We start from the raw sequence: 25,549 nt of genomic DNA, 5'->3' as shown, positions 1-25,549 counted from the left end.
CCTTACCGGAACACCACGGTCTTATGATCATTGGGCAGGATGCGGTCTTCAATATGAAGCCGCACCGCCCGGGCCAGCACCAGCTTTTCCGTGTCGCGGCCGACGGCAATGAGGTCTTCGGGCGTCATGGCATGGGTCACCCGCGCGATATCCTGTTCGATGATCGGCCCCTCATCAAGGTCCGGCGTCACATAATGGGCGGTGGCGCCAATCAGTTTGACGCCCCGTTTGTGCGCCTGATGATAGGGCATGGCGCCCTTGAAGCTCGGCAGGAAAGAATGATGAATATTGATCGCCGGACAGGGCAGTGACGCACACATGCGGTCCGACAGGATCTGCATATAGCGCGCGAGCACGATCAGATCCACAGCCTCCCGCCGGGCGAGATCGAGAAGCCGGTCTTCCTGCTCCTCCTTGTTGTCCCGGCTCACCGGCAGATGGTGGAACGGAATGTCATAGGCCGCCGCCAGCTGATAAGCATCGCGGTGGTTCGAGACAATGGCCGGGATCTCCATATCGAGCTCCCCGATGCTGGTGCGATACAACAGATCGATCAGGCAATGATCGAATTTCGACACCAGGATCATCACTCGCGGCTTGACCGCCCGGTCACGCAACGTCCAGACCATATCCAACCCCTCGGCCACCGTCGCGAAGGCGGCCTGAAGCTCATCCCGGCTGTGCGGCGCGTCGGTCACGGCAAAGGCCACCCGCATGAAAAACCGGCCGGTGGAGAGGTCGTCATATTGCGCGCTGTCGGTGATATTCAGACCGCGCTCGAACAGAAATTTCGACACCGCATAGACAATGCCCACACGATTCGGACAGGACAGCGTAAGCACGAACGCAAGATCGGGCGTGGATACCGGCATGACTGAATATTTCCGCTGCAAGACTGTAAACATGGCCAGAGTTATACCCTCAACAGGGGCATGATGGCGATCACAATTGGCGATGCCCCCTTTGCGGGCGAGACCAGTAGCCTCCCCCGGCAAATTTCGGTACACTGTTCGAAGACTTAAAGAATTTCCTGTGCGAGGGGCCAGGACCCCGGGCGCTTGCCCGGTTAGGGTCTGCTTTCAGTCTCGCCATCACCTAGGGGGAGCGTCAGCCCATGAAAAAACTGCTGTTGATCGTCGGCGCCATTGTGCTCCTGCTGGTGGTCGCCATTGTCGCGATCCCGTTCCTGATCCCGGTGGAGCGTTACAAGCAGGAAATCTCGGCCCAGGTCAAAACCGCCACCGGCCGCGATCTCGCACTCAACGGCCCGCTCAAGCTGTCGCTGTTTCCATCGATCGTGCTCAAGGCCGATGATGTACATTTCTCCAATGTCCCGGGCGCGACCGAGCCCGATATGGCCCGTTTTGAAACGCTCAAAATCGCCGTCAAGCTGATGCCGCTATTTGCCGGCAAGCTTCAGGTCGATGGCTTTGAGCTGGTAAAGCCGGTGATCCATCTCGCCATCGACAAGACCGGCAAGGGCAACTGGGAATTTGACGTCGCCCCAGATCAGACAAAACCTGAAACCGAAGCCGGCAACCTTGATGAAGTGCTCCAGAACCTCACCCTCGGCCTGGTCAAGCTGAGCGACGGCCTAGTCACCTATAGCGACGCCCGCGACGGCACCCATCAGGAACTGAGCGCCATCAACAGCAGCCTCGACCTGCCGAAATATGATGGTCCGCTGGCCGTCAAAGGCGATTTCGTCTGGAACAAGGAAAAAATCGACCTCGCCCTCACTGCCGCCAATCTCAAGAAACTGATGGAGGGGCAGCAGGAAAATTTCACCGCCAAGGTCAGCGCCGCCCCGGTCAACTTCTCGGTGGATGGTCAGGGCCGCATGGCGGAAAAATTCGCCCTGATCGGCAAGGCCACCCTCGATGTGCCGTCGCTGCGCAAACTCGCGGCCTGGACCGGCAACCCGCTTGAGGCCCCGGGCAGCGGCTTCGGCCCGCTCAAACTCTCGGGCGACCTTGATCTTGCGAATGATGCCTATGCCTTCAAGAATGCCACGATCCAGTTCGACAAGATCAACGCCACCGGGGCCCTCACGGTCAAAACCGGCGGCGAGCGTCTGGCCTTGAGCGGCAATCTGACCGCCGACGCGCTCGACCTCAACCCCTATCTACCGCCCGAAGAACCCGAAAGCAAATGGGCCGGCTGGAGCGAGGAGCCCATCGACGTCTCGGGCCTCAAGGCCGCCGACGCCGATTTCGCCTTCAAGACAAAATCGCTCACCTATCGCAAGATCCAGATCGGTCAAAGCAGCCTGCATCTTGACCTGAAGGCCGGCATCCTCAACGCCAATCTGCAGGAAATGGCCTTATACGGCGGCAGCGGTAAAGGCTCGGTAACCGTGAACGGCAGCGGCACGACGCCGTCAATCAGCGCCAATTTCCAGCTGTCCAAAGTGAATGCCGAACCGCTGCTGAAAGACGCCGGGGACTTTGACAAGCTGTCGGGCACGCTCACGACCAACCTCGCCGTCACCACCTCCGGCAAGCATCAGAAGGCCATGATTTCGGCCCTCAACGGCAATGGCAGTTTCGCCTTCGCCGACGGCAGCCTGAAGGGCGTCGATATCGCCGCCGTGGCCACCAGCATCGAAAAGGTGGTCAATGGCTTCAAGGGCGGCGGCACCGGCCTCTTGACCGGCCTGACCTCGGGCGACCTGACCGGCTCCATCAAGGGCATCGCCTCCATGTTCGGCGGCGCGGGCGAAGTCAATCAGTCGACCAAATTCTCGTCGCTCAAGGGCACCTGGTCCTCGGCCAACGGCACCGTAAGCCAACCCGATCTGCAACTGATCGGCCCCTATGTGAACAACCGCACCTTGCTGAAAATGACCGGCCACGGCCAGATCATGCTGCCGCCGCAGACGCTTGACTATGAAGCCACGGTACATTCCTTCGCCAAGGCCACGGTCGACAATACCGGCATCGGTGGCACGGTGCGGCTCTCCGGCCCGCTCTCCGATCCTTATCCTTGCGTGGTGCTCGGGTCGCTCTGCCTCGGCAAAAAGACCTCGGCCGGAGATCTTTTGAAATCCGGTGCTGCCGACCAGCTGAAAAGCCTGATCCCCGGCAAGACCGATGGCGTTGGCAGCAGCCTTAAGGACAAGCTAAAGGGCTTCAAGTTCCCCTGAAGCCCTTCTGAAACCTATGGTCGGTCCGGGTGATCCCTCATCCGGACCGGCATCTCATCCAAATGTCGCCAGTGCCGCGAGACCGAGACCGCCGAGAATAATCCGGTACCAGGCAAAAAGCCCGAAGCCGTGACGGCTGATGAACCCCACCAGCCAGCGCACCACCACCAGAGCCACCACAAAGGTGGTGACAAAACCGACCCCGATCAGCGCGCCGTCATCGAACGTCAGCGAGCCGCGATTTTTATAAAGATCGAAGGCCACGGCCCCGAACATGGTCGGAATGGCGAGGAAAAACGAAAATTCCGCCGCCTGTTTACGCTCGACCCCAAGACAGAGCGCACCCAAAATGGTCGCCCCTGAGCGCGACACCCCCGGAATCATCGCCAGGCATTGCAGAAAGCCAATGGCCACTGCGGTTTTCGGGCGGACCTCGTCAATGCTGCGGATCGACGGCTCGGGCCGGAAGCGCTCGATAGCCAGAATGGCGAAACCGCCAAGGATCAGCGCCCAGCAGACCACCCAGGGCGAAAACAAATATGCCTTGATGACCCCATGAAAGGCCGCACCGATCACCGCCGCCGGCAGAAAAGCCAACAGAATCGTCGTCACGAAATGGCGCGAGACGGGGTCCGACGGCAGGGTCACAAGCACATGCCACAGGCGCTGAAAATACAGCACGCAAATAGCCAGAATGGCGCCAAGCTGGATCGCCACTTCGAACACCCGGCCCTGCGGCCCCTCGAAATTCAGGAAATGCCCGGCCAGTAGCAGATGCCCTGTGGATGATACCGGCAGAAACTCGGTCGCGGCCTCGATAATTCCGAGAAGAACCGCGTCAAAATATACCCCACTCATGCTGCGACTTACCCCGCTGCTTTGCATCCAAAAGGAGTACAGGATATACCCGAAGTCAGGCCCCCTGTCGCCCCTTTGTCCCGGCCCGGATGGCCAAAATGGATTGCCGGGTCAAGCCCGGCAATGACAGATGGTGGAGCAGTCCATGTGAAAATTGTCATTACCGGGCTTGACCCGGTAATCCATGCTCGCTCCGCCAAAACAATCCTTAAAGCGCGAGCGGCGGCACTTCAACAATCCAGCCGAAGGGGTCGCTGCCGCGGCCTTCCTGAATGTCGAGCAGCGCCTGACGGAGTTCGGACGCTACCGGCGTCGCACTTGGCAAGGGAACCGTCCGGCCATCCGCCTCGCCGAACAGTGCGATCGGATTGACGATGGCCGCCGTGCCGCAGGCGAAGACCTCGCTACAGCGCCCGTCCCGGATATCGCCGAGCAGCGCTTCCATATTCATGACCCGCTCCACCAGCTTATACCCCCGGTGCCGGGCGAGCCGGATCAGCGAATCACGAGTGATCCCGGGCAGGATCGAATCATTCAACTCGGGGGTATGAAGCACGCCGTCGATGACCGCGAAAACATTCATGCCCGACAGTTCCTCGATATTGCCGCGCGTTTCGGGATCGAGCCAGAGCGACACATGATAGCCCCCGGCAATGGCCAGCGTGCTCGATCGCAACGACGCCGCGTAATTGCCGCCGGTCTTGGCCACACCGACGCCACCGCGCGCGGCCCGCACGTCATGGCGTTCGATCATGACCCGCATGGGCGCTGTGGCATAGGCTTCGACCGGGCTTCCGATCACCATGAAGCGCAGATTGTCCGACGCCTTGATGGTATAAGACGGATCAAGTCCAAAGGCGAAGGGACGCAAATATAGCGCCTGACCGCTGGCGGTCGGAATATGCGGGGCACAGGCTCCCGTCACCGCCTCGATGCCATCCATGAACAGATGTTCGGGCACCGTCACCATGCACATACGTTCCGCCGAGCGCACGAAGCGCGCCCAATTGTCCCGCGGCCGGAACAGGGTCGGTGCCTTGCCCTCGAATCGGTAAGCCTTCATGCCTTCGAAAATCTGTTCAGCGAAATGCAGGCCCTTGCAGCCGGGCGGCACCGCGATATCGCCATAAGGCAGAAGCTCGCCCTGGCCCCAAGCGCCATTACGATATTCGACGCTATACATCACCGGCGCGGTTACGGCGCCGAAACCAAGTGACGCGGGGCATGAAAAACCCCTGACGGCTTCAGCAACAGCGGGATGAATTTTATAAGAGGTCATGAGGCCGTCTCCAAAATTTTTTCCTTTATACCAAGACGCTCCAACCGCCGCCACAGCCATATTCCAGGCGTAAAACCTCTCCGCCACGCCCTTGCATGAATTTTGTGTCCACCTGCACAAACACCAGGAATTAATGCACTTTTAAGTATCACTAGATAAAGAAGCGATATTACATCAACCCTGACGCGAGCATTCATACGCATGCCCGAGTATCGCTTAAAACCTTGCTTCTCAGTACCGCCGCCCTGTTTGCATCTGCCCAGGCTGTGAACGCCACCCCCGTCAACGTCGCCTTCATCCTTGAGGGCGATTACATCTAACTCTCGGTCAATGACTTCGGCACGCTCGGTCAGGGGAGTATGTCTCCCGGGCTTCTGTATGACACGACGGGAATGAGAAACTTCGATCCCGCTGATGACTATCTCACGCCCGGCATACCGTTCGAAGGGTTCGGCATATCCTTCAATGGCATGAACAAAATCAACAACAACAGCAGTTATCCCTACAGCACCCCAGATATTTTCGGCACAGTGACCAATGCCAGCACCGGCACCACAAGCCATGCCATCTGGACCGGCACCTATAACGATGGGACCGCCGATCTTTTCACCCTCACCAACGATCTGTCGTTCGACAAGAACAGCAAGGCCGTCAAGATCACGACCACCATCTCGGCCTTGTCGGATCTGACCGGCGTCGCCTTCGCCCGCCATATCGACCCCGACGTCAATACCGGCTTCACGACGAACAGCACCGGCACGGCCACCATCGATCCGAAAGACCTCGTGACCGCGGTGAGCTCGGTCAAGGGCTATGTGCTGGCGATGTATACGAATGACGCCGTCACCCACAATACCGGGGTAAGTGCAGATTGGAGCCAGGATCCCGCCGATTATCTGACCGGCCACAATGACGGCGATGGCGATTATGTCATGGGTCTCGGCTTCAACCTCGGCGATCTTCTGGCAGGAAAAACCATCAGCTTCACCTATTATTATCTGTTCGGCGATGATCTCACCGAACTTGAAAAGCTGGTGAGTGATACCAGCGGCCTCAAGGCCGGGGACATCATCAATACCCTGCCGGGCGGCAGCCTGGTCGTGAACGGCAAAAAGATCGAGTTCACGTCGGATTTCGTCCTCAACCAGGACATCACGATCGGTGCCGCTGGCGCAAGCTTTGATACCGCGGGTTTCGATGCGGTCATCACGGGCCATCTCTCCGGCGACGGCTGCATGACCAAGACCGGCGAAGGCAAGCTCGATCTCCGCGGCGACAGCTCGAACGCCGTCGGCGCCTGCGTCGAACAAGGCACGCTGGCCATGAACGCCACGTTCGACGGCGATGTCTGGGTTGATAATGGCGGCACATTGCGCGGTTCCGGCACCATCAACGGCAGAACTGAAGTCTCCGGCACCCTCGCCCCCGGCAACAGCCCGGGCACGCTGACCTTCACCGACAGTGTCGAGATGTTGAGCGGCTCGGTCCTTCAGATCGATATCGACGGCACCGGCACCGCCAATGGCGCGGGCAATTATTCGCGCGTCCTCGTCACCGGCGCTGGACACAGCTTCACCGCAACCGGCACGCTCAATCCGATCCTGCGCGGCATCACCGGCAGCGCCACCAACACATACACGCCCGAAATCGGCACGAATTTCACGATCGTTGCAGCTCAGGGCGGTGTCACCGGAACGTTCCAGAGCCTGACCCAGCCCGCAAGCGGTCTCGCCGCCGGATCACAGTTTGAAGTCTTTTACGGCGCGACCTATATCAACCTCGCCGTCACCCCGACCTCCTACGCAGCTTTCGCCAGCGGCTACGGCCGGACCAATACCGGCGAGGCCGCAACGGTGGTCGATGCCCTGCGCACGGCCAACACGGGCATCGCCCTGCGCGCCGGTCTGAACGGCCTTGGCAGCAACGGCATGGCGGCTGCCCTGCATCAGCTGAGCGGTGAACTTCATGCGAACGTCGCCGCAGCCGGTGTCGAAGGCCGCCGCACCGGCCGTGACGGTGTGTTCCATCACCTCGCCGGTAACCGCAAAGCCGAAGGCGTCGACTTCTGGGTCGAAGCGCTCGGTAACCGCAACCGCATCAAGGCGAACGCCGCAGCCGACGGCTATCATTTCGACGCCAATGGCATGGCCATGGGCTTTGACAAGGACTTCGCCACCGGGCTCCGCATCGGGGTCGGCGCCGCCACCACCAACGGCGACGTCAGCACCGAAAGCCAGGGCTCAGCGGATGTCAACAGCACCCAGGCCTTTGTTTATGGGTCCTATATCGCCGACGGTTATTTCCTTGACGCCATCGTTGCCCATAGCTGGGACAAATACCGCACCGAACGCGCGGTTCTGCTGTCATCCGGCGCGACCAAGCTCGTCAGCCGTGATAAGGTGAACAGCTGGGCGCTTGACGCCCAGGCCGGTACCCGCCTCAGCTTCGGCAGCCTGAGCGCCGAACCGGTGGTCGGCTTCCGTTGGGATCAGGCCAAGCGCAATGCCGTCACCGAAATCGGCAGCGCCACCACCGCACTCAAGCTCGATCGTCTCAGCGACACGGTGGCCCAAAGCAAGATCGGCCTCCGCCTGACCCAGGCCTTCGAAATGGAAACCGCGGTCATCGTGCCGCAGCTCCGCGCTTACTGGACCCATGACTTCAACGCCATCGACAGCCTGGTTGCGCATCTGCAAGGCCAGAGCTTCAATGTTGCCAGCAGCACCCCCGGCCGTGACGCCGCAGTGCTTGGCGCAGGCCTTGAAGTCGGCTTCCACGGCAGCTTCCGTCTTTATGTCAATTATGACGCGGAACTGCGCGACGGCGCGACGCTGCATGGCCTGAACGGCGGTCTCCGCGTGCGCTTCTAAGAGTCATCGCTCTGCAATTGAAACGGGCGGCCTGCGGGTCGCCCGTTTCTTTTGTGGCAAAAACCTTATGCTCTTCGGCGAAAGGACCACAGCATGATCCGCATCGGCATCGACCTCGGCGGCACCAAGATCGAAGGCATCACCCTCGACCGGGATGGAACTATTCTGACCCGGCGGCGCATGGCCACGCCGGCCACCTATGACGCAACGCTTGTCGCCATTCGTGATCTTGTGGCCGACATCGCCCCCGACCATCCCGATGTGCCCGTCGGCATCGGCACCCCGGGCGCGCCATCGCGGGTGAGCGGACTCATGCGCAATTGCAATTCGGTGTTTTTAAACGGCAGGCCGCTCGAAAAAGATCTCGCCCAGACCCTCAATCGCCCGGTCCGGCTCGCCAATGACGCGAACTGCTTTGCCCTGTCCGAGGCGAGGGACGGCGCAGGCGCGGGCGCATCCGTGGTGTTCGGCGTGATCCTCGGCACCGGAGTCGGCGGCGGTATCGTCACGAACGGCCATCTCCATATCGGCCATAACGCCATCGGCGGCGAATGGGGCCATATGCCGCTGCCCTGGCCGCGCGACGATGAACGTCCCGGCCCGGAGTGTTATTGCGGCCGCAAGGGCTGCGTCGAAAGCTGGCTATCCGGCCCCGCTTTCGCCCGCGAGCAAACTCACCATGCGGACGCCTTCGATCTCTGGCTTGACCGCCTCGCCCGTTCACTCGCCGTGGTCATCGACATCCTCGACCCGGATGTGATCGTGCTCGGCGGCGGCCTGTCGAATATGGAGGAAACCTACAGCAAGCTGCCCGCTCGGCTTGCCCCCTATGTCTTCTCAGACAGCGTGACAACGCCCATCCGCCGCAACATCCATGGCGATTCAAGCGGCGTCTGCGGCGCGGCCTGGCTGTGGGATGAAATGCCGTGAGTAAGGCTGGATCCCCGCATACGCGAGGATGACGGTAAAACCCATCACTTGAGCCCGGCGTCTTGCCATGGAGCAATTTAGCGACCTGGTTGTGGGATTAGCCGCCTTGCTGTCATCCTCGCGTATGCGGGGATCCAGCCTTCTTTGCCTCATACGCGAAGATAACGGTAAAACCCGTCACTCCAGCCCCGGCTTCTTGCCACGCAGCGACTTGACCCCCGCGCGCACCGTCTTGGCCTTCAGGCGGCGTTCCTTTGATCCCTTGGTGGGCCTGGTGGGACGCCGGGCCTTGGGCCGAACCGCCGCCTCGCGAATGAGGGCGAACAAGCGTTCCCGTGCGTCTTCCCGGTTGCGATCCTGAGTGCGGAAGCGGTCCGCGGTGATGATCAGCACCCCATCCAGCGTCAGACGCCGCCCAGCCAGCCCCTGCAGCCGTTCCCGCACATCATCGCGGAGATTGGGCGAATTGCGCACGTCAAAGCGCAGCTGCACGGCAGTCGAGAGCTTGTTGACATTCTGCCCGCCGGGGCCCGAGGCGCGGATGAAGGTTTCCTCAAGCTCCCGATCGTCGAGAGAGATGCTGTTGGTGACGCGGATCATACCCGATCCTTAGTCCCCGATCATGTCCTCCGTCAAGGGCACGCCGCCTACTATCGCAATCCGCGCCGCTTTGCCAAGCAGGGCGTCAAAGCGTTTCGGCGGCAGTCCATGCCCCGGCCGGATCGACCTGATGTTGTCGGCCGTGAAGGGCTCCCCCGCCGCCATGTCCTTCACCACATAAAGCGACCGGCGAAAGGCCAGATTGCCTTTCTCACTTTCCGTGCGCTCATAATTGATGTGCCCGAAGGCGGCAAACGCTGTCCCTGCATCCCGGCACAGCGCGGCGAGATCCGCAGGCTCAAGCGAAAAACTGTCGTCCGCCCCGCCGCCTTTGCGATCGAGCGTGAAATGCTTTTCGATGATGCGCGCCCCAAGCACAACGCTCGTCACCGCCGTCACGTTATCCAGCGTATGGTCCGACAAACCCACCACCGTGCCGAACCGCGCCATCATGTCCGGGATGGTCGCAAGATTATAATCCGCAGCCGGCGCCGGATAGCCGCTCACGCAATGCAAAATGGCCAGCTCCCGGCAACCGCCGTCCCGCGCCGCCGCGATGGCCTCCTCGATTTCCTCGGCATTGGCCATGCCGGTCGAAATGATCAAAGGCTTTCCCGTCGACGCCGCATAGCGAATAAGCGGCAGGTCCACTGCCTCGAACGACGCGATCTTGTAAGCGGGCGCATTCAGATCTTCGAGGAGATCGACAGCCGTACGGTCAAACGGCGAACTGAACATCGTGATGCCACGCCCGCGCGCATGATCGAACAGGGGTTTGTGCCACGCCCACGGCAGATGCGCCTCTTCATAAAGCTGATAGAGCGTCTGCCCATCCCACAGCCCGCCATGAATGCGAAATTCCGGACGATCGCTGTTTATGGTGATGGTGTCGGCGCGGTAGGTCTGCAATTTGACGGCATCCGCTCCGGCCGCCTTTGCCGCATCGATAATGGCGCAGGCGCGGTCGAGCGAGCCATTATGATTGGCCGACAGTTCCGCAATCACATAAGGCGCATGCGCGAGCCCGATCCGGCGTCCGGCAATACTGATTTCGGGGCTCATACCTGCACAGTCTCCTGAAACAAAGCGGCGCGATGCTGCATCCGCCCGGCGCGCCAGTCATCCGCCATCAGCGCCAGCCGATGGACATCATGATACTGGCCATCGCGCAAAATCTCGTCGCGAAAAATGCCTTCTTCGGCAAAACCAAACCGCTTGTGCATCTTGATCACGGCGGCATTGAAGGCGATCACCTCGCAGGAAAGTTTATGCAATCCCAAGGTGAGAAACCCATGATCGAGCGCAAGACATTCCATCACCGCGCCCGTGCCGCGCGGCAGCTCGGCATCACCCAGATAAAACGCCCAGAACGCCCGCCGATGTTCGGCGCTGATCTGCGTGAAGGAGACAAAGCCCACGGGCCTATCCTGCATTTCAAACACAAACGCCCGATCGCTCACACTGCCATCAAGCCGTGCGAACCAGCTTCGATGTTCGGCCTCGCCAATGATATGGGTGCGATACATATTGAGCCGTACGCGATCAGCGTTGCGCCAGCCGCGCACCAGATCAAGATCCGTTTCCCGCAAGGGCCGCAGCCGAAAATCCTGTTCCCGAAACTTGATCATCGGAACAGCTCCCGGATTTCCGTCATGACGCGCTCAACACCCGCGCCGTCGCAAACATTCGCCGCCGCCGTCGACAACGCCTGATAGCGCCCCTGCGGCATGGCGAGGAACCCCGCAAGCGCCGCCGTCATCTCCCGCGCGTCCACCGGCCCGACAATCGCCCCCGCTGCAGCCAGATTTTCTGCCGCCTCCCGCTGATTGTCGGCGGCGACAATTCCAAGCGTCGGCAGACCGAGACAGCAACGCTCCCAGGACGTCGCCCCGACCGCACCGATGGCCGCGTCGGCCTCTGTCATCACCTCCGCCATCTCTTCGCAATCGACCAGAAACTCTGTGGCACAGGCAAAGCCAGCCACTGTTTCCCGCACCTTCTCAAGATGCGGCGCGGTGCTGCCCATGACCACCGTAAGTTTGCGCAACGACGCCCCGTCGAGCCCCGCCAGCACGCGACCTGTGAGATTGCCCATATCCATGCCACCCATGGTGACCAACAGATGCTCGATCCCCGTGACCGACATGCGCCGCTCCAAGGCCGTCTGCCGCGCCGCCAGGAATTCCGGCCGCAACAAGGCATAGTGCGTCCCCACCAGCACCGAACAATCCACAGCCACCCGGCCCCGATAGGCCGCAGCCGTTCGCCCCAACCCCTGATCGAGCAACAGGTCCGCATCATGATCACGGTCACATAAATCATCGATGACCATCACGCGCCGCACCTTTTCCCGCATGGCCCGTTCAAATTTCGCATCGAGGGCATAATGATCGACGATCAGCAGATCATTGCCGGACTCAAGCGCCGCCACATCCTCGGTCCAGGATCCCCCGAGCCAGTTTGCATGGGGCGGCAACAACTCATCGCCCCCTTGCGGCAATTCATCGACACCGGCCCCGACACTAACCACATCGAACCCACGCCCGCGCAACAGATCATGGCGCTGTCCCTTATGCTCCCGGCAGAAAAACCGGACCGTCGCCCCCTCGGCGCGCAGGGCTTCGGCAAGCGTCAGACAGCGCATCAGGTGCCCCGCGCCCATATGCAGTCCCGCATCGGCACGGATGGCCACCTTCATTTGAGCGCCTCATACATCAGTTCGGCCCGTCGCCAATCCTCGGGCGTATCGATATCCTGCACACGCCAACGCGGAATGACCAGAGGCACGGCCCCCGCCCCGATCACCGGCTCATCGGCAAGATAAGCCGCCGCACGGCCCCAGTAAAATTGCCCCGCATCGTGATAGGCCGGCTCCAGATCCTGCGAGCGCGTCAGGCGATGTTCGGGATGGAACATCGCCACGCGCCCACCGTCATCAAGCCGCACCGCCCGCTGAATGGGAAACGGAAAAGATGTCACCGGAAAACTGTAACTCGCCCCGCTGCTTTCCAATATCTCAAACGCCGCCACAACATCCGCCGCGCGGATAAAAGGCGCGGTCGCATAAAGCGTGCAGCTATAGGACACATCTGCCCCGGCAGTTTGAAACCAGCGGATGGCATGCTGCGTCACCGGAGTCGTACCCATATGGTCGCCGGACAATTCGGGCGGGCGGATGAACGGCACCTCGGCCCCATGATCGCGCGCGATCGCCGCGATCTCCTCATCATCGGTGGACACAATCACATGATCGAACAGTCCCGTCGCATGCGCCGCCGCGATGGAATAGGCGATGACCGGACGTCCGGCAAAAATCTTGACGTTCTTTCCCGGAATACGTTTTGATCCACCGCGCGCGGGAATGATGGCAATCTTCATGCCAGACACTCACCCAAGGCCGCGACCACCCGATCCTGATCGGCATCGCTGAGCAGCGGATACATGGGCAGGCTCAAAGCCTCGGCATAATAATTTTCCGCCTGCGGGAAATCGCCCTGAGCAAACCCGCGCGCCTGATAGTAAGGCTGCGTATGCACCGGAATATAATGCACATTGACGCCGATGCCGCGATCCCGCATGCGATCAAACACCGCCGCGCGATTTTTCACCCGCAACACATAAAGATGCAGTGCCGGTCTGTGACCCGGATCGCGAAACGGCGTCACCACATCGAAATCGGCCAGCAGATCGTCATAACGATCGGCCAGTGCGTGACGGCGGTCAATAAAATCATCCATGCGCCCAAGCTGGGAAACCCCAAGCGCCGCCTCAAGCTCGGTCATGCGGTAATTGAGCCCGAGATCAACCTGCTGATAATACCAGCCCCCATCCGATGGCCCACTCATCCGCGACGGCTCCCGGGTGATACCGTGAGAGCGCAACAAGGCCATACGGTCAGCAAGGTCGGCGCGATTGGTCAGCGCCATGCCACCTTCGCCGGTGGTGATGATCTTGACTGGATGAAAGCTGAAAATCGTCACATCGGAATGCGTGCAGGCCCCAACCGGAACGCCATCGGCCAAGGCACCAATGGCATGGGCGGCATCTTCGATCACGGCAAAGCCATAGCGCTTGGCCAGCGCGCCAATGGCCGCCATGTCGCAGGGCTCGCCGGTGAAATGCACCGGGATCACAACCTTCGGCAAGCGCTCCGCCGTGGCAAGCTTCTGCTCAAGCGCCGCAATGCTCATGTTCAATGTGCGCGGATCGATGTCGACAAAATCCACATCGGCGCCGCAATAAAGTGCGCAATTGGCTGAGGCAACAAAGGTGATCGGCGTGGTCCAGACCACATCCCCGGGCCCGACCCCAAGCGCAAGGCAGGCGATATGCAAAGCCGAGGTCGCGCTGTTGACGGCAAGGGCATGGGCCACCCCGACGCGCCCCGCCACCGCCTGTTCAAACAGCGGAATCTGCGGCCCCTGCGCAAGAAAATCCGATTGCAGCACCTGGACAACCGCAGCCATGTCTGCATCTGAAATATCCTGCCGCGCATAAGGGATCATGATGTCAGGTCCGTTTCAGGCCTCGGCCATGTCATTGAACGTCGCCAGTTGCGGCACCGTGAGGAACCAGGGATTATTGCCGGAATTATATTCAAAACCCTGATCCACCGGTCCGCCGCTTTCGCCAAGCGCGTTCAGTCCATAATCCACATCGGCGCCAGTGAATTTGATCGTCGGCCGGATAACAAAATGATCGTCAAATTCCAACGTCAGATGGCTGTCATCGGCCGGACACATGATTTCATGCAGTTTCTCGCCGGGGCGAATGCCCACCACCCGCGTAGGGTAGCCGGGCGCAAGCGATTCCGCGAGATCGGTGATGCGGATCGACGGAATTTTCGGCACGAAAATTTCCCCGCCATACATGCGGCCGAAATTCTGCAGCACGAAATCGACACCCTGTTGCAAGGTGATCCAGAACCGCGTCATCTCGTCATGGGTGATCGGCAGATGGGCCGCCCGCTCACGCACCAGTTTCTGGAAAAACGGCACCACCGATCCGCGCGATCCGACCACATTGCCATAGCGCACCACCGAAAACCGTGTCGGCGCAGACCCCACCATATTGTTCGCGGCCACAAACAGCTTGTCGGAACAAAGCTTGGTCGCGCCATAAAGATTGATCGGGTTCGCCGCCTTGTCGGTCGACAGCGCGATAACCCGGCTCACATTGTTATGAATGGCCGCCTGAATGACATTTTCCGCCCCGTGAACATTGGTCTTGATACATTCCATGGGGTTGTATTCAGCCGCGGGCACCTGTTTCAGCGCCGCCGCGTGAATCACATAATCAACACCGTTCATAGCCTGCATCAGCCGCGCGCCATCGCGCACGTCGCCAATGAAATAGCGCATGGGCGCGGCATTGAATTCCTGTTGCATCTCGAACTGCTTCAGCTCGTCGCGGGAATAAATGATAAGCCGCCGGGGCTTATAACGGTCAAGCAGCGTCTTGACATATTTCCGCCCGAAGGAGCCCGTGCCCCCCGTGATCAGAATAGACTTGTCGTCGAACATGCCCCGGATACCCCTGCATTAACCATAGATGATCCAAGATACAGGGATAAAAGTTTCCAAAGATTAAATAAAAATGTCCGGATCGCTTAAGAAATTCGAAATAGTCGGCTTTCCGCTACGATCCGGCCTTGCTTCCGCTTTTTACGCCCCCTTGCCGATCCCGACATAGGTGAACCCGGCCTCTTCAGCATGGGCGCGGCCATAGATATTGCGCAGATCGACCAGCACCGGGGTGCGCATCAGGGATTTGACCCGGCCAAGATCGAAGGCGCGGAACTGGTTCCATTCGGTGATGATGACCAGCGCATCGGCCCCATCCATGGCCGTGAAGGCGTCATCGCAATAGGTCGTTCCGGGCATGAGCTTGTGCGCTTCATGCATACCTTCAGGATCAAAGGCGCTAACCGTGGCCCCTGCGGCCTCAAGCGCCGGGATGATCACCAGGCTCGGGCTGTCGCGCATATCATCGGTGTTCGGCTTGAAGGTAAGCCCGAGCACGGCGATTTTCTTACCCGCAACCGAGCCGCCACAGGCCGCGATCACCTTGTCGGTCATGCGCGCCTTGCGGGTGTCATTGACCGACACCACCGCGTCCACGATGCGGAGCGGGATGTCATACTGCTCCCCCGTCCGCAACAGCGCGAGCGTGTCTTTCGGGAAGCAACTGCCACCATAGCCCGGTCCGGCATGAAGGAATTTACCGCCAATACGCTTGTCGAGCCCCATGCCCTTGGCCACGTCCTGCACGTCCGCCCCAACCACTTCGCAAAGATCGGCAATCTCGTTGATGAAGCTGATCTTGGTGGCCAGGAAGGCGTTCGAGGCATATTTGATCAGCTCCGACGTCTCGGGCTTCACGAACAACACCGGCGTTTCATTGAGGAAAAGCGGCCGGTAGAGCCGCCGCATAACCGTCTGGGCGCGTTCCACCAAGGTCCCGACCACAACGCGGTTCGGACGCATGAAATCCTCGATCGCCGCCCCTTCACGGAGAAATTCGGGGTTCGAAGCCAGATCGAATTCCTTGGCCGGGTGCTTCTCGCGAATCCGGCGCTCAATCTCCGCCGTGGTCCCGACCGGCACCGTGGATTTGGTCACGATGACCGCATAATCCTGCAGGCTATCACCAATTTCTTCGGCGGCGGCATAGACATAGCTCAGATCCGCATGACCATCGCCGCGGCGGCTTGGGGTGCCAACAGCAATAAAGACCGCGTCCGCGCCCTTCACGGCATCGGCCAGATGCGTGGTGAAGGTCAGCCGTCCGGCATCCACATTACGCGCCACAAGATCTTCAAGACCGGGCTCGTAAATGGGGATTCCCCCTTTTTTCAGCCGCTCGATCTTGCCCGCGTCCTTATCGACGCAGATCACATCATGACCGAATTCGGAAAAACAGGCGCCCGACACGAGGCCCACATAGCCGGTTCCAACAACAGTGACTCTCACGGGCCAAGCCCCCTTTATCGATTAAAACTTCAGTGTGCTGATATAGTCCTGAACGCCCGCACGCAAGTCCGGACGATCAAGCGCAAGGGCGATATTGGCGGTCAGAAAGCCGACCTTGTCGCCACAGTCATAGCGCACGCCATCAAAACGGAAGCCATGAAACGGCTGCTGCCCGATGAGCCGCGCAAGCGAATCCGTCAACTGGATCTCCCCACCGGCCCCTTTCTGCCGGTCCGACAGATGGCCAAACACTTCCGGTTGCAGGATATAACGGCCAATGACCGATAGCGTCGACGGCGCAACCTCCGGCGCCGGTTTTTCCACCAGCCCCTTGACCTCCACAAGCCGCCCGCGTTCAGCCCCCGGCGACAGGATGCCATAGCGATTGGTCTGATCACGCGGCACATCCATCACCGCCACGATATTGCCGCCAACCTCATGATAAGCTTCGACCATCTGACCAAGGCAGGGTACCGGCGCATGCACCAGATCGTCGGCGAGGATCACCGCGAACGGCTCATCCCCCACCAGATTACGCGCACACCAGACCGCATGCCCAAGCCCAAGCGGCACTTGCTGACGGGTATAACTGATGCGTCCTTCCTCAGGCAGAAGCGAATAGAGATCCTCAAGCACGTCGGTCTTGCCGCGCGCCGCCAGAATGCTTTCAAGCTCGTAGGAATGGTCGAAATGATCCTCAAGCGCCGACTTGCCGCGCCCGGTGACGAAAATGATATCCTCGATTCCAGCCGCCCGCGCTTCCTCCACCGCATATTGAATAAGCGGCTTGTCGACCACCGTCAGCATTTCCTTGGGCATGGCTTTGGTCGCCGGCAAAAAGCGAGTGCCGAGCCCCGCCACCGGGAGAATTGCTTTCTTAACGGGCTTCATGACTTGATCTCTCAGGAACATCTCGGAAGGTTAATGAACAACTTTGACAGCGGCATCACTGTCGATGGCGAGTGGGCCACGGCCTGCCTTCAAATACTCCCGCGTGAGCTGCTTGCCAAGCTCCACGGCAGGCTGATCATAGGCGTTGACCTCGAAAAGATGCGCCCCGATCACCGTTTCCAGCATGAAATGCATCATCAGCGCCCCAAGCGTGCGCTCGTTGATCTGTTTCAACTGGATGTGACGGATGGGGCAGCCACGCGCCTTCAGGGCGGCGATGGTCGCAAGCCCCTCGGCGGTCACGAGATCGCCAATGGTGCGCCCGGCGAGATAGCCAAGATCCGGATCATCGGCCAGTGCACTGTCGATCACCGGGCCTTCGCCGCTTTGGTCGGTGGTGATGATGGTGAAAAACTTGTCGGCCGGGCCGTCTAGAAACAATTGCAGCTGGCTGTGCTGATCGACCGGACCGAGCGCCCGCACCGGGGTTGTGCCGCGCCCGTTCTTGCCAACGCTTTCGGCCCAAAGCTGCTGGTACCAGGCGGCAAACCGCTCAAGCCGCCCGTCATAGGGCATCAGCACATTGATATTGATGTCGCGGGTGGCTTTGAGGGCATAAATCAACCCGGCGCCGACCGCTGCCGGCACCTCATGGCTTCTGCGGGCGTTGACTGCCTGCAACAACACATGCTCGGCGCCCTCACGCACGGCCACGGCGTCAAGGTCGGCGATCATGGCGGGCAGCATCCCGACCAGCGAAAACACTGAATAGCGCCCGCCAAGTTTCGGATCATGATCATGGACCGTCAGTTTCCAGCGCTTGGCAAAGCGGCGCAGCGGATTGTCCCCGGGCTCGACGATCAGAGTGAAATGTTGCGGCAGATCGCGCCGCGTCAGCCGCAGCCGCATGGCCGAGAAACAGGCGATGAATTGCGCCAGCGTCTCAGCCGTGCCGCCGGATTTGGAGATCACCACAAAATGGGTGCGCCGCAGATTGAGGTCGCGCAGAAAGGTCTCCATGCTGTGGGAACCGAGATTATCGGGGAAATGCAGCCGGGTCACCGCCTCGTCGCGTGACAGTTGCAAGCCTTTCAGGGCGGTCAGAGCCTGTGCACCGAGGCTCGATCCGCCGGTGCCCAAAATCACCACATCACTGAAATTTTCCCGCAAATGGTCGGCCAGGGTGCGGATCGCGGTCAGATCGTCGCGCGCCGATGGCAGACTCAACAGCGGTTCATTGCCTGCGTGATAGCCCGCACGGATCGCCTCAAGCGCTTCATTGAGCCGGGTCACTTCCTGCGGCAGGTTCGGAATCGGATTGGCAATGATCTGCTGATACAAGTCGCGAAGTCTCCAAAAGAAAGCTCAGTTATGGCGTCTGGCATGGGTCTGGACCATCCGCCTACAGTAAGCTGCGCGACGTTAGCCTGAAACACTTAAAATTATCTCAAAGACTTATGGCAGGACTTTGACCGCCTCTTGCACCGCACCGGCATTTCGGTTAGCGATAAATAATCCCATCACCCGTTCCTCAAGGAGCCGGCCTTGTCACGCATCGCCTATGTAAACGGCCAATATGTCCCCCATGATCAGGCTGTGGTTCATGTAGAAGACCGCGGCTATCAATTCGCCGACGGCGTGTATGAAGTCTGCGCCATCCTGAACGGCAGGCTTCTGGACGAAGACCCCCATCTCGACCGCCTGGCCCGCTCGCTCAGGGAATTGCGCATTGCCACGCCGATGGCGCGCGGACCGTTCCGGGTGATCATGCGCCAGATGGTGACGAAGAACCGCATCCGCAACGGGCTGTTGTATATTCAGGTGACCCGTGGCGTCGCCCGCCGCGACCATCCGTTCCCGGCCGAGGGCACCCGTCCGGCGCTGGTCATGACCGCGAAAGCCATGGATTTTGGCAAGATCATCGACCGTGCCTCCAGCGGGATCGCGGTCATCACCCAGACCGATCAGCGCTGGGCCCGGCGCGACATCAAATCCATCGCGCTATTGCCAAACATCCTCGCCAAGCAGCAGGCCCGCGAGGCCGGCGCCTTTGAAGCCTGGCTTGTCGACGGCAACGGCCATGTCACCGAAGGCAGTTCCACCAATGCCTGGATCGTCACCAGGGACGGGGTCATCGTCACCCGTGCCCTCGGCCCGGACATCCTGCCCGGCATTACCCGGCTCATGCTGCTTGAGGTCATCCGCGACCTTGGCCTGAAACTCGAAGAACGCTCCTTCACCGTCGCCGAGGCCAAGGACGCGCGCGAAGCCTTCATTACCAGCTCAACGGCCTTCGCCCTTCCGGTGGTCCAGATCGACGGCCATCCCGTCGGCAACGGAGAACCCGGTCTAGCCGCCCAGGACCTGATCCGCGCCTATTGGAAAAAAGTCATGGCCGAAACCGGCGTAACCCGCACCCACCTGCCCAACATCCCGGCCTGAGAGGGCCTGAACTGTCAAGCCCGAGCATGACAGTTCACTACTGATCCATTAATTAAGCACCGTTCGCCCTGAGGAGCCCGTCAGGGCGTCTCGAAGGGCGAGGTCCCGGGGCACGTGCTTCGAGACAGCCCCTAACGGGGCTTCCTCAGCACGAACGGTTCATATCGCGGTTATACGGAAAACTGTATCACCGGCTATCCAAAAAAGCTGTCATGACCGGGCTTGACCCGGTCATCCATGCTTCAACCAAATGGGCGGCGGCCAGATGGGTTGCCGGGTCAAGCCCGGCAATGACAGTTCATTATCTAACATCGTCATCCTGAGCGCAGCGACAGGATCCAGCCTCCCCTCAGGCTCCCCCGCCCGGCCGTGCGGGCGGTTCATCCTTTCCGCAGGAGCCTTTGCCCGGATGATGTTCGCGCTGTTCACGTTTCCAGCGCAGATTGAGCTTGCGGCGTTCCTCGGGCGGCAATTGACGGGCGATTTCCAGCGTCGCCTTATGGAATTCTGCCTGTATCAGGCTGTCCAGACGCCCCATTTCTGCCAAAGCCTTTTGTGCTTCAGCTTCATCGAAATCCTCGGCGCTGAAGCGGTTCTGCAAAATCTTGCGTTCCTCGCGCAACTCTTTCCATAATTCATGAACGCGCGGCGCATGGGCCGCGAACACGGTTTTGGCGACCGCCCGTGCGTCCGGCGACAGGTCCTGCGTCATATAGGGTGTCGGTCGCGACTGTTTGAAAAAATGACTGAGCCCCTCGGAATAGACGTGACCGATCAAAATTCCACCCAGAAACAAATTGACGGCCAGCGACGCCACCAGCGGCCATTTGAGGGCGCTCGACTTTTTGGGCAATTGTTCGGTCCTTATATCCGGGCTCATTGCTGATCCTCATTCATCGACAGGCTGATCGCCGCCCCGTCATAACCAAGCACATAGGCGCTCGCATCGGCCATATCGTCCGGCAGCGGGGCTACCGTCTTGGCCCCGACCATGACCCCAAGAAGCGACGCCGCCGCAAAACCGATCATCTGTGGCCAGAAGCGCCGCATGAAACCAACCCGCCGCGCCGGAGCAGATGCAGCCCGCGCTATGATCTCAGCGTTCACCCGGGCCAGAATATCGCCCTTCAACCGCGCCGGGGCTTGAGGGTCCGGGATCTCGGACAACAACCGGTCCACGGCCCGCGCCTCCGCAAGCAGCGCGCGCGCCTCGGGCGACGAGCGCAACAGAGCCTCCGCCGCCATTCGGTTATCGAGCGGCCAGTCACGGGCATCCGCACCATGGCAGGCCAGCATGGCCTCAAAATCTTCCAGTTTCATCACCGTCACAGCCTTCCGTCCTCGCCCCCTTCAAACCCCTTCAATGTCTCCGCCAACTGTCGCCGCGCCCGCACCAGCAAGGCTTCAAGTCCCTTGACCCCGACCTCCATCACCTCCGCCGCCTCGCGGTTCGACAGGCCCTGGAAATAACACAGCAACACCGCCGTGCGCTGACGTTCCGGTAATTGGTCCAAGGCCGCACTCACCTTGCGCTGGCGCATGGCCGTCGCCGCCATCATCTCCGGATCCGGGTCCGTCGAGGGGTGATCCGACAGATCCTCGTAAGGCACCGGCGTCTTGCGGCGCAGCCGGTCGACGCAATGGTTATAAAGCACGCGGTAAAACCAGGGAGCAAAGCGCCCGCGATCCGCCTTATAACGCCCGGCCTCGGTCCAGACCTTGAGAAAGGCTTCCTGCACCGCATCCTCGGCTTCCGCCGCCACCCGCACGATCCTCACGGCAAAACCAAAGGCGCGATCACTGTGACGATCGACCAAACTGGCAAAGGCCTGCCGGTCACCGATCGCGACGGCGGCGATCAACGCCTCGTCACTCTCGATCTCCGCTGCCTCTGCGGTCACCTCGTCCTTGATCACTACCGCCAACCGTCCTGCCATTGGTCTCCCGTGTTGTCAGAGTGTGGCGTTCTTTAACCGTCTGGACAATATACGATCCACGGATGCAAAATCCTGCGCGGTCACAGGGAGGAATTTTGATGGATCTCTATCATGTCTGGTGCGATCTCAAGGATGGCGAAAGCGATACCGACTTCGCCGAGGCCATAAGCCGATTTCTTGGCCATATGAAGGAGGCGCAGCTCATCGCCGGCTTCCGGCTCATGCGCCGCAAGCTCGGCCTCGCCCCCGCAGGGTTGGGGGAGTTTCATATCATGATCGAAATTGAAAATCTGGCCCAGCTCGACCGCGCCTTCGGTGCCGCCGCTACCCGCGAGGACCCGGTAGAAACCATCCATCACGCCGTCAACGCCCGGGTGAAGACCGCAACCTTCGCCCTCTATCGAGACTTCCCCGACGACTTTCGTATACGCGGACAGGAAAAATTCTAACTCCCACCCCACCCGTCATTGCGAGGCGCAGCCGAAGCAATCCAGCCCTTCACTTTCCCAAGGCAAGACTGGATTGCTTCGGCTGCGCCTCGCAATGACGACACGGGGGTGGGCGACCTTACGAAACCTCCCAGGTCCGTCCCGCGCGCAGCAGGGCGTTGAGGCTGGCTTTCGGCTTTGCGGCCTCGGCGGCCTCGACCTGACCCCGGACCGCGGTCTCATAGGACGGCGCCGGATTGTTGTAAATCACCCCGAGCACCATGGGGAAGGTCGGCCGCACCAGATCGATCAGCAAATGCGCCAGCGTCTTGCTGGTTTCGTCATGAACCAGAATATCGCCAAGCCTGACGCCATTTTCTCCGATCGTCACAACCTCCATATCAAACCCGCCGGGCTTCAACCGCAGTCCCTTTTGCCGGTCCTTGCCAAACAGCAGCGGCTCGCCATGACTGACCAGAAGCTGGTTGTCGGCCGCCGCCGCCTTTTCAGTAAAGGCATCGAACACGCCGTCGTTATAGACGATGCAATTCTGGAAAATCTCCACAAAGGAGGCCCCCTTATGGGCATGGGCGCGGGCGAAAATACCCGGCAGCTCCTTTTGCGCCGTATCAATGCCCCGGGCAATGAACCGCGCCCCGGCCCCAAGGGCAAAACCGCAGGGGCTCAACGGCGCATCGAGCGACCCCGTAGGCGTCGACGGCGTGCGCGTGCCAATGCGGGAGGTCGGCGAATACTGCCCCTTGGTCAGGCCGTAAATCTCGTTGTTGAACAGCAATATCTGCACATCGAGATTGCGCCGCAACACATGCAGCAGATGATTGCCGCCGATAGACAATCCATCGCCGTCGCCGGTGACGATCCACACGTCAAGGTCCGGATTGGTCAGCTTGATCCCGGCGGCAAAGGCCGGGGCCCGGCCGTGAATGGTATGGAACCCATAAGTCGCCATATAATAAGGAAAGCGCGAGGAACAGCCGATCCCCGACACGAACACCGTCCGCTCCGGCCGCGCGCCGATCTCGGCCAGTGTCTTCTGCACGGCTTTCAGAATGGCATAATCGCCGCATCCCGGACACCAGCGCACTTCCTGATCGGAGGCGAAATCCTTCGGTTGAAGCGCCGTGATCTCATTCATGCGCTGTCTCCTGCCACCGCCAACCGGGCGCGGATGGCACCCAGCACTTCGGTGATTTTAAACGGCTGCCCTGACACCTTGTTAAGCCCCTGAGCCGGAACCAGATATTCGCTCCTGAGCAGGGTCAAAAGCTGACCCGTGTTCATCTCAGGCACCAGCACCTGATCAAACCCGCGCAGCAAGTCACCCAAATTAAGCGGCAACGGCCAGATCTGGCGGATATGGATATGGCTCACATCAAGCCCCTCGGCCCGGGCCCGCCGCACCGCCTGTTCGATGGGGCCATAGGTCGACCCCCAACCGACCACCGCCAGCCGCCCGCGCTCGCCCCCGGTCTCCACCGTCTGCAGCGGCTGATCGCGGGCAATGCCCAGAATTTTATTGCGCCGGGTGTCGGTCATCTTCTGATGGTTCGCCGGGTCATAGGAGATATGGCCGCTGCTGTAATTCTTCTCGATGCCGCCAATGCGATGCATGAGCCCGGGCGTCCCCGGCACCGCCCAGACCCGGGCCAGCGTCTCGGGATCGCGCAGATAGGGCTGGAAGCCTTCCGGATCCTGTCGATGGGTCACGGGAAAGGCCGGAATCGCCTCCACATCCGGCAGTTTCCACGGTGCCGCTGCATTGGCGATATAGCCGTCCGACAACAGAATGACCGGAGTCATATATTTGGTGGCAATGCGCGCCGCCTCGATCGCCAGCCCGAAACAATCGGATGGCTTGGCCGCCGCCAGCACCGCAAGCGGCGCATCGCCATTGCGTCCGAACACCGACTGATAAAGGTCCGACTGTTCGGTCTTGGTCGGCATCCCCGTCGACGGTCCGGCGCGCTGGGTATTGACGATCACCAGCGGCAATTCGGTTGAAATGGCAAGCCCGATGGCCTCGCCCTTCAAGGCCACGCCGGGCCCCGAACTCGATGTCACCCCAAGCGCCCCCGCATAAGACGCCCCGATGGCGGAACAGACGGCGGCGATTTCATCCTCGGCCTGAAAGGTGGTGACGCCGAATTCCTTCATCATCGACAGCTGATGGAGGATCGGCGACGCCGGGGTAATCGGATAGGACCCGAAAAACAGCGGCAACCCCGCCTTCTCCGCCCCGGCCACAAGCCCCCAGGCGAGCGCCTGGCCTCCCGTCACCGTGCGATATGTCCCGGGCTCCAACTGCGCCCGACCAACGGAATAATGCTTGAGCGTGCCCGCAAGCTCCGCCGCCTCGCCAAAGATATGCCCGGCATTGAGCGCCGCCCGGTTGGCATCGGCAAGATCCGGCCGCTTGGCGAATTTGGCCGTGAGCCAATCGAGCACCGGCGCACGCGGGCGATCAAACATCCAGAGCGTAAGCCCGAGCGTCCACAGATTCTTGCAGCGCAGCGCCTCCTTGTTCGACAGCCCATAAGGCTTCACCGCCTCAAGCGTCAGCGCCGAAATATCCAGCTCAAGCAGTTGATAGGATTTAACCGTGCCGTCCTTCAGGGGATTCTGCGCATAGCCCGCCTTTTGCAGATTGCGCTCGCTGAACGCCCCCGAGTCGGCAATCAAAATCCCGCCCTCGGCCAGATCGCCGAGATTGACCCTGAGCGCCGCCGGGTTCATGACCACCAGCACATCAGGTTCGTCCCCGGCGGTCAGAACCTGGGTCGAACCGAAATTGATCTGGAACGCCGAGACGCCAAAGGTGGTGCCGGTGGGAGCACGAATTTCTGCGGGAAAATCCGGGAAGGTGGCGAGATCGCTGCCGGCCAGAGCGGTCGAGACCGTGAACTGGGAGCCGGTCAATTGCATACCGTCGCCCGAGTCCCCGGCAAAGCGGATGACGACGGACTCGAGGGCCCGGCTATCACGGTCGGCGACGGTTTCCTGCACATTCATGCCTTAGAACCCTCACAGAAGTGAGACCAGACTTGAGCTTGTCACGTCAATTCCATGGTTTCCAGCTTTAAAATAGCGCCCTGGCAAATAGCCCCACCGGGCGCTGGCTGCTCTGTCAGGTCAACTGTTAGTTCCTGAGAAACCCCGTTAACACTTTAAACACCCTGC

The 25,549-nt window shown here is 60.5% G+C and carries 23 protein-coding genes; 5 read left to right on the top strand and 18 right to left on the bottom strand.

Annotated features, from left to right (window positions below):
- Positions 1-2 precede the first annotated feature (2 nt).
- Complete coding sequence (gene purU / locus NYP16_RS12180) at positions 3-872, bottom strand: formyltetrahydrofolate deformylase (protein ID WP_274944426.1); 870 nt, start codon at positions 870-872, stop codon at positions 3-5.
- A gap of 242 nt (positions 873-1,114) precedes the next feature.
- Between purU and NYP16_RS12175 the strand changes: the two genes are divergently transcribed.
- Positions 1,115-3,145, top strand: coding sequence for an AsmA family protein (locus tag NYP16_RS12175; protein ID WP_274944425.1), 2,031 nt, complete (start codon positions 1,115-1,117; stop codon positions 3,143-3,145).
- 54 nt (positions 3,146-3,199) lie between these two features.
- On the opposite strand, the gene NYP16_RS12170 is transcribed toward NYP16_RS12175, so the two are convergent.
- Together NYP16_RS12170 and NYP16_RS12165 are read right to left on the bottom strand one after the other, a co-directional pair.
- Positions 3,200-4,003: an undecaprenyl-diphosphate phosphatase gene (locus NYP16_RS12170; RefSeq protein WP_274944424.1), complete on the bottom strand. Its 804-nt coding sequence runs from the start codon at positions 4,001-4,003 to the stop codon at positions 3,200-3,202.
- Between the two features lie 208 nt (positions 4,004-4,211).
- Complete coding sequence (locus tag NYP16_RS12165; protein WP_274944423.1) at positions 4,212-5,282, bottom strand: branched-chain amino acid aminotransferase; 1,071 nt, start codon at positions 5,280-5,282, stop codon at positions 4,212-4,214.
- Positions 5,283-5,674: 392 nt separating this feature from the next.
- Between NYP16_RS12165 and NYP16_RS12160 the strand changes: the two genes are divergently transcribed.
- Together NYP16_RS12160 and NYP16_RS12155 are read left to right on the top strand one after the other, a co-directional pair.
- The gene (locus NYP16_RS12160) at positions 5,675-8,152 is read left to right on the top strand and encodes an autotransporter family protein (RefSeq protein ID WP_274944422.1); all 2,478 of its coding nucleotides are present in this window, start codon (positions 5,675-5,677) and stop codon (positions 8,150-8,152) included.
- A 93-nt stretch (positions 8,153-8,245) separates the two neighbouring features.
- Entirely contained in the window at positions 8,246-9,082 is an 837-nt protein-coding gene (locus NYP16_RS12155) for an ROK family protein (protein WP_274944421.1), read from the top strand.
- A gap of 177 nt (positions 9,083-9,259) precedes the next feature.
- On the opposite strand, the gene arfB is transcribed toward NYP16_RS12155, so the two are convergent.
- The 10 genes from arfB to NYP16_RS12105 all read right to left on the bottom strand — a co-directional run bounded on the left by arfB (position 9,260) and on the right by NYP16_RS12105 (position 18,885).
- Complete coding sequence (gene arfB, locus NYP16_RS12150; RefSeq protein ID WP_274944420.1) at positions 9,260-9,682, bottom strand: alternative ribosome rescue aminoacyl-tRNA hydrolase ArfB; 423 nt, start codon at positions 9,680-9,682, stop codon at positions 9,260-9,262.
- Positions 9,683-9,691: 9 nt separating this feature from the next.
- Positions 9,692-10,744, bottom strand: a complete 1,053-nt coding sequence (gene pseI / locus NYP16_RS12145) for a pseudaminic acid synthase (protein WP_274944419.1) — start codon at positions 10,742-10,744, stop codon at positions 9,692-9,694.
- Positions 10,741-11,310, bottom strand: a complete 570-nt coding sequence (gene pseH / locus NYP16_RS12140; RefSeq protein ID WP_274944418.1) for a UDP-4-amino-4,6-dideoxy-N-acetyl-beta-L-altrosamine N-acetyltransferase — start codon at positions 11,308-11,310, stop codon at positions 10,741-10,743. The genes pseI and pseH overlap by 4 nt, the downstream gene beginning before the upstream one ends.
- A complete protein-coding gene (gene pseG / locus NYP16_RS12135) occupies positions 11,307-12,380 on the bottom strand; it encodes a UDP-2,4-diacetamido-2,4,6-trideoxy-beta-L-altropyranose hydrolase (protein ID WP_274944417.1) in 1,074 nt (357 codons plus the stop codon). Before pseG ends, pseH begins: the two co-directional genes overlap by 4 nt.
- A complete protein-coding gene (gene pseF, locus NYP16_RS12130; protein ID WP_274944416.1) occupies positions 12,377-13,060 on the bottom strand; it encodes a pseudaminic acid cytidylyltransferase in 684 nt (227 codons plus the stop codon). The genes pseG and pseF overlap by 4 nt, the downstream gene beginning before the upstream one ends.
- Positions 13,057-14,187, bottom strand: coding sequence for a UDP-4-amino-4,6-dideoxy-N-acetyl-beta-L-altrosamine transaminase (pseC, locus tag NYP16_RS12125; protein ID WP_274944415.1), 1,131 nt, complete (start codon positions 14,185-14,187; stop codon positions 13,057-13,059). Before pseC ends, pseF begins: the two co-directional genes overlap by 4 nt.
- A gap of 15 nt (positions 14,188-14,202) precedes the next feature.
- Complete coding sequence (gene pseB / locus NYP16_RS12120; RefSeq protein WP_274944414.1) at positions 14,203-15,204, bottom strand: UDP-N-acetylglucosamine 4,6-dehydratase (inverting); 1,002 nt, start codon at positions 15,202-15,204, stop codon at positions 14,203-14,205.
- 141 nt (positions 15,205-15,345) lie between these two features.
- Positions 15,346-16,653: a UDP-glucose dehydrogenase family protein gene (locus tag NYP16_RS12115; RefSeq protein ID WP_274944413.1), complete on the bottom strand. Its 1,308-nt coding sequence runs from the start codon at positions 16,651-16,653 to the stop codon at positions 15,346-15,348.
- A 21-nt stretch (positions 16,654-16,674) separates the two neighbouring features.
- On the bottom strand, positions 16,675-17,544 hold the full coding sequence (gene galU, locus NYP16_RS12110; RefSeq protein WP_274944412.1) for a UTP--glucose-1-phosphate uridylyltransferase GalU: 870 nt from the start codon (positions 17,542-17,544) through the stop codon (positions 16,675-16,677).
- A gap of 30 nt (positions 17,545-17,574) precedes the next feature.
- On the bottom strand, positions 17,575-18,885 hold the full coding sequence (locus NYP16_RS12105; RefSeq protein ID WP_274944411.1) for a hypothetical protein: 1,311 nt from the start codon (positions 18,883-18,885) through the stop codon (positions 17,575-17,577).
- A 204-nt stretch (positions 18,886-19,089) separates the two neighbouring features.
- On the opposite strand from NYP16_RS12105, the gene NYP16_RS12100 reads away from it, so the two are divergent.
- On the top strand, positions 19,090-19,986 hold the full coding sequence (locus NYP16_RS12100; RefSeq protein WP_274944410.1) for a D-amino-acid transaminase: 897 nt from the start codon (positions 19,090-19,092) through the stop codon (positions 19,984-19,986).
- A gap of 349 nt (positions 19,987-20,335) precedes the next feature.
- Here the strand turns inward: NYP16_RS12100 and NYP16_RS12095 are convergent, their stop codons facing one another.
- From NYP16_RS12095 to NYP16_RS12085, 3 genes are read right to left on the bottom strand one after another with little or no spacing between them, the layout of a single operon-like run.
- Positions 20,336-20,866 carry a periplasmic heavy metal sensor gene (locus tag NYP16_RS12095; protein ID WP_274944409.1) on the bottom strand — a complete coding sequence of 177 codons (531 nt, stop codon included), beginning with the start codon at positions 20,864-20,866 and terminating at the stop codon, positions 20,336-20,338.
- On the bottom strand, positions 20,863-21,315 hold the full coding sequence (locus tag NYP16_RS12090; protein ID WP_274944408.1) for a hypothetical protein: 453 nt from the start codon (positions 21,313-21,315) through the stop codon (positions 20,863-20,865). Before NYP16_RS12090 ends, NYP16_RS12095 begins: the two co-directional genes overlap by 4 nt.
- Positions 21,312-21,923: an RNA polymerase sigma factor gene (locus NYP16_RS12085; protein ID WP_274944407.1), complete on the bottom strand. Its 612-nt coding sequence runs from the start codon at positions 21,921-21,923 to the stop codon at positions 21,312-21,314. The genes NYP16_RS12090 and NYP16_RS12085 overlap by 4 nt, the downstream gene beginning before the upstream one ends.
- 98 nt (positions 21,924-22,021) lie before the next feature.
- Here NYP16_RS12085 and NYP16_RS12080 point away from each other — a divergent pair, with 98 nt between their 5' ends.
- Positions 22,022-22,372, top strand: coding sequence for a DUF6614 family protein (locus NYP16_RS12080; protein ID WP_274944406.1), 351 nt, complete (start codon positions 22,022-22,024; stop codon positions 22,370-22,372).
- 118 nt (positions 22,373-22,490) lie between these two features.
- Here the strand turns inward: NYP16_RS12080 and NYP16_RS12075 are convergent, their stop codons facing one another.
- Positions 22,491-23,507, bottom strand: a complete 1,017-nt coding sequence (locus NYP16_RS12075; protein WP_274944405.1) for a 2-oxoacid:ferredoxin oxidoreductase subunit beta — start codon at positions 23,505-23,507, stop codon at positions 22,491-22,493.
- Complete coding sequence (locus NYP16_RS12070; protein ID WP_274944404.1) at positions 23,504-25,381, bottom strand: 2-oxoacid:acceptor oxidoreductase subunit alpha; 1,878 nt, start codon at positions 25,379-25,381, stop codon at positions 23,504-23,506. The genes NYP16_RS12075 and NYP16_RS12070 overlap by 4 nt, the downstream gene beginning before the upstream one ends.
- Positions 25,382-25,549: the final 168 nt, after the last annotated feature.

It is taken from the genome of Govania unica, from assembly GCF_027920805.1.
In the GTDB taxonomy this organism is placed as follows: Bacteria; Pseudomonadota; Alphaproteobacteria; order Sphingomonadales; family Govanellaceae; genus Govanella; species Govanella unica.
This window is presented reverse-complemented; position numbering and strand designations above follow the sequence as displayed.

Coding starts and splice junctions, on each gene's coding strand:
- purU (WP_274944426.1), bottom strand. CDS start 872: ATGCCGGTATCCACGCCCGATCTTGCGTTCGTGCTTACGCTGTCCTGT.
- NYP16_RS12175 (WP_274944425.1), top strand. CDS start 1,115: ATGAAAAAACTGCTGTTGATCGTCGGCGCCATTGTGCTCCTGCTGGTG.
- NYP16_RS12170 (WP_274944424.1), bottom strand. CDS start 4,003: ATGAGTGGGGTATATTTTGACGCGGTTCTTCTCGGAATTATCGAGGCC.
- NYP16_RS12165 (WP_274944423.1), bottom strand. CDS start 5,282: ATGACCTCTTATAAAATTCATCCCGCTGTTGCTGAAGCCGTCAGGGGT.
- NYP16_RS12160 (WP_274944422.1), top strand. CDS start 5,675: ATGAGAAACTTCGATCCCGCTGATGACTATCTCACGCCCGGCATACCG.
- NYP16_RS12155 (WP_274944421.1), top strand. CDS start 8,246: ATGATCCGCATCGGCATCGACCTCGGCGGCACCAAGATCGAAGGCATC.
- arfB (WP_274944420.1), bottom strand. CDS start 9,682: ATGATCCGCGTCACCAACAGCATCTCTCTCGACGATCGGGAGCTTGAG.
- pseI (WP_274944419.1), bottom strand. CDS start 10,744: ATGAGCCCCGAAATCAGTATTGCCGGACGCCGGATCGGGCTCGCGCAT.
- pseH (WP_274944418.1), bottom strand. CDS start 11,310: ATGATCAAGTTTCGGGAACAGGATTTTCGGCTGCGGCCCTTGCGGGAA.
- pseG (WP_274944417.1), bottom strand. CDS start 12,380: ATGAAGGTGGCCATCCGTGCCGATGCGGGACTGCATATGGGCGCGGGG.
- pseF (WP_274944416.1), bottom strand. CDS start 13,060: ATGAAGATTGCCATCATTCCCGCGCGCGGTGGATCAAAACGTATTCCG.
- pseC (WP_274944415.1), bottom strand. CDS start 14,187: ATGATCCCTTATGCGCGGCAGGATATTTCAGATGCAGACATGGCTGCG.
- pseB (WP_274944414.1), bottom strand. CDS start 15,204: ATGTTCGACGACAAGTCTATTCTGATCACGGGGGGCACGGGCTCCTTC.
- galU (WP_274944412.1), bottom strand. CDS start 17,544: ATGAAGCCCGTTAAGAAAGCAATTCTCCCGGTGGCGGGGCTCGGCACT.
- NYP16_RS12095 (WP_274944409.1), bottom strand. CDS start 20,866: ATGAGCCCGGATATAAGGACCGAACAATTGCCCAAAAAGTCGAGCGCC.
- NYP16_RS12085 (WP_274944407.1), bottom strand. CDS start 21,923: ATGGCAGGACGGTTGGCGGTAGTGATCAAGGACGAGGTGACCGCAGAG.
- NYP16_RS12080 (WP_274944406.1), top strand. CDS start 22,022: ATGGATCTCTATCATGTCTGGTGCGATCTCAAGGATGGCGAAAGCGAT.
- NYP16_RS12075 (WP_274944405.1), bottom strand. CDS start 23,507: ATGAATGAGATCACGGCGCTTCAACCGAAGGATTTCGCCTCCGATCAG.
- NYP16_RS12070 (WP_274944404.1), bottom strand. CDS start 25,381: ATGAATGTGCAGGAAACCGTCGCCGACCGTGATAGCCGGGCCCTCGAG.